A 2449-nucleotide genomic window follows, 5' to 3' on the forward strand; every position below is an offset into this window, starting at 1 on the left:
GATCAAAGATGACGTGGAAATTGTCTTGACTGGCCTGGAGGCCGCGCTGCTTAAAAAAATGCTGCACCATGAAGATCGCGTGGTCAGCAAGGACGACCTTATCCGCAGCATCGGTAGAGAACCTGAACAATATCGGGGTCTCGAAATGTGCCTGAGTCGACTACAGGAAAAATTTAAAAAAGCCAGTAACGGCGAACGCCTTTTTCGTGCAGTGAGGAATCGCGGGTACTGCGTGATCCAAAAAATCGTCCGCGTAAAAAATCTGGCCTGAGCAATTCAGATGTTCGTCCCGGCAGTGCAAAACAACAATAAAAAAGCACGCCATGCCATCGCCCCTCCGTATTTCCGGCACCGCCCGCGCCCTCTATAAAGCCGCGTTAACAAACTTTAATCCAGACTATTTCTAACGCGCTTCTCACCCAGACATATCAACCAGATACGCCACCCGCTCGTTAAAAGTCGTCAGACAGTGCCCGCACTAATAATTTAACCTATGAACTGATGACAGCGCCGCCCGCGTGGCGTTTCGGTCGTCAATGCATCGCCATCTAAGCATGAACAACAACTCTTAACGCATAAATTTTGGCTCTTGTTTGTCGAAACACGAATGGACGTATTTTGGGGATATCGTATGGTTAACAATCTTCGTATCAATCGAAATACCACCCTCAAAGGACTGACCTTCTGGGGACAGTGGGCATTGGGTCAGGGCTTTGTTGTCGCCCTGTTACTTCTATTGGTTTATTACCAGAACGGAACGGTAGAGTTCTATTATCGAGTATGCGCAACGCTGACTGTGCTTGCATCGGTTCCGGCCTATACATGGTGCGGCGCCTATGCAAAAAAGGACAATCACCTGGAAGGGTTGATAAGACTACTGACGGGTTGGTCAATGACACTGGCAGCGCTGGCTATTGTCGCCTTCCTCTGCAAGGCCAACGAACTGTTTTCTCGTCAAATCATCCTGATATGGGCCTTCTGCAGCTACATCGGGCAGGCGTTGTTGTACGTCCCGCTGCATGGTTTTTCGAAGTACTACCAACGGGCGCTTCAAATCGAGCGTAGAACGCTGATTGTCGGTACTGGCGAGCTGGCACTGGGCCTGGCTAACAAGCTGCGTGCCCTCGAGCACTTCCCGCTGGTCGGCCTGGTAAGCTCCGACACCGCTCTCTTGCCGGAGACGGGTATGCCACCTGTCGTAGGCCCGCAAGAGGAACTGCTCGAACTGATCAAGACCCATGACATCCGACGCCTGTACATCACGCTACCCCTGAGCGAAGCGGCACAAATCGAAGAAATGTATGTCGACTTGCTGGATGCCAACGTCGATGTGGTCTGGGTCCCGGACTTGAACAGCCTGACGCTGCTCAATCACTCGGTCAGTGATGTGGATGGCATGCCGGCAATCCACTTGATTGAATGCCCGCTGAGCAGCCAACCCACTGCCGCGCTGAGTAAAAGCCTGTTCGATAAAAGCCTGGCGCTGATGGCCATTGTCGCTCTAAGCCCGTTGCTGCTGATCATTGGCCTGGCCGTCAAATTCACCTCCCATGGCCCGGTGTTTTTCAAACAGGACCGCCACGGATGGAACGGGAAGGTCATCAAGGTCTGGAAGTTTCGCTCGATGCGTGTGCATGACGATCACGAGGTCAAGCAAGCCAGCCGTAACGACTCGCGAATCACCCCGATCGGGCGCTTTATCCGTCGCACTTCCATCGATGAGCTACCGCAATTGTTCAACGTCTTGCAGGGCCATATGGCGCTGGTCGGGCCACGTCCGCATGCCGTTGCGCACAATAACTACTACTCCGGCAAGATTCTCGCCTACATGGCGCGCCACCGAATCAAACCAGGGATCACCGGACTGGCTCAAATCAACGGTTGCCGCGGTGAGACCGACACCATCGACAAGATGCAGAAGCGCGTCGAGATCGACCTCAAGTACATCAATAACTGGTCATTGTGGCTGGATGTGAAAATCCTGGTGAAGACACCGTTCACCCTGCTGTCAAAAGACATTTATTGATGATGCACCCGCAGGTTAACCAGGAGACGCAAGCCATTTGCGCAATGCGTTAGCCTCGTCACTCGTGGCTGGACCTTCACCAGCCACGCCTGCAACTGCACCAACACCGGCAGACTGTTCTGCTGTCGACTCTCGTGGCGATACTCATCGCCGACTTCTTTTAAATCTCCGCTCGATACCGTACAGCTGATGAGCCGATTCAGGGCGATATCGGCATGCCCGGACTTATCTTCAGGCAGGCGCAACGGCAGCAGTCGACCGCAAAAAAAGCGTGGGCAGGCTCCCTTGCAGGAGCTGCGATGGTCGATAACGATAACGCGTGTGAACCGGATAAACGCGGCGTACTTGAGTCCATCGCCAGCAAGCTGGCTCCTACAGTTTCCCGGGATTGCGTGAAGAACCAAAAAAAGGATACCGGGCAAT

General features: G+C 53.3%; 2 protein-coding genes and 1 pseudogene. 2 read left to right on the top strand and 1 reads right to left on the bottom strand.

The window, feature by feature from the left end; all coding sequences use genetic code 11:
- Both ACXRVY_RS24315 and ACXRVY_RS24320 read left to right on the top strand, forming a co-directional pair.
- The coding region (locus ACXRVY_RS24315) for a winged helix-turn-helix domain-containing protein (protein WP_458238453.1) at positions 1-271 on the top strand (271 nt) is incomplete at its 5' end.
- A gap of 360 nt (positions 272-631) precedes the next feature.
- Positions 632-2026, top strand: coding sequence for an undecaprenyl-phosphate glucose phosphotransferase (locus ACXRVY_RS24320; RefSeq protein ID WP_223462670.1), 1395 nt, complete (start codon positions 632-634; stop codon positions 2024-2026).
- Here ACXRVY_RS24320 and ACXRVY_RS24325 read toward each other — a convergent pair.
- Positions 2020-2449, bottom strand: a pseudogene (locus ACXRVY_RS24325) (hypothetical protein); the annotation flags it as partial. The gene ACXRVY_RS24320 and the pseudogene ACXRVY_RS24325 sit on opposite strands and share 7 nt — an antisense overlap.

Source organism: Pseudomonas sp. P5_A2_2 (assembly GCF_054177685.1).

Bases quoted from the DNA above. Each gene is read 5' to 3' on its own strand.
- ACXRVY_RS24320 (WP_223462670.1), top strand. From the start codon at position 632: ATGGTTAACAATCTTCGTATCAATCGAAATACCACCCTCAAAGGACTG.